The sequence below is a fragment of the Rathayibacter tanaceti genome, from assembly GCF_001634385.1.
Lineage (GTDB): Bacteria > Actinomycetota > Actinomycetes > Actinomycetales > Microbacteriaceae > Rathayibacter > Rathayibacter tanaceti.
On the sequence record NZ_LIIN01000307.1, the window covers coordinates 1 to 575 of the forward strand.

Genomic DNA, 575 nt, shown 5'->3' on the forward strand with positions numbered 1-575 from the left:
CGAGCGGGGCTCGACGAGCACGACGGGCGGGAGGGAGCCGGAGGCCAGGGCCGTGCCCAGCGTTGCGAGCGGCACGAGGCGGCCGCCGGCGTCGCGTGCGGCACCGGGATCGCTGAGAGGCCATTCCGGATCGGCGAGCAGAGTCGTCGAGACGCCCTGCCGCTCGTCGACGCACAGCGCCCACGGGGTCGCGGTGCGGCGCGCGGCCTCGAGGGTCAGGAGGAGGGGATCACGGCCGTCGGCCCAGCCGTGGTCGGCGCGCGCGAAAGCCGTGGCGAGCAGGGTGTGCACGGGGAGCATCCCGGGTGCGAAGCGGGAGCCGGGAGGATCCCCCGCACCGGGTGCGGTCATCACGTCGTCAGTGTCGCCGGAATGGACCGGGCCGGACTCGCCGTCGAGGACTCCGAACACCTCGGCGCGGCTCCGGGCGGCGAACGAGAGGACGACGAGGTGGTCGAGATCCTCGAGCATCTCGGTGGCCGCACGCTCGCCGGGCTCGAGGGGCGCGGAGCGGGCAGCCGCCTCGAGAGCGAGCGTGGCGGCGTCGGCGAGGGAGCGGCGGCAGGAAGGCGCGG

1 protein-coding gene is annotated in these 575 nt (G+C 75.8%); it reads right to left on the bottom strand.

Annotation, left to right across the window (positions count from 1 at the left end):
• A partial coding sequence (locus ACH61_RS17755) for a hypothetical protein (protein WP_236713739.1) occupies positions 1-471 on the bottom strand: 471 nt, incomplete at its 3' end.
• Positions 472-575: the final 104 nt, after the last annotated feature.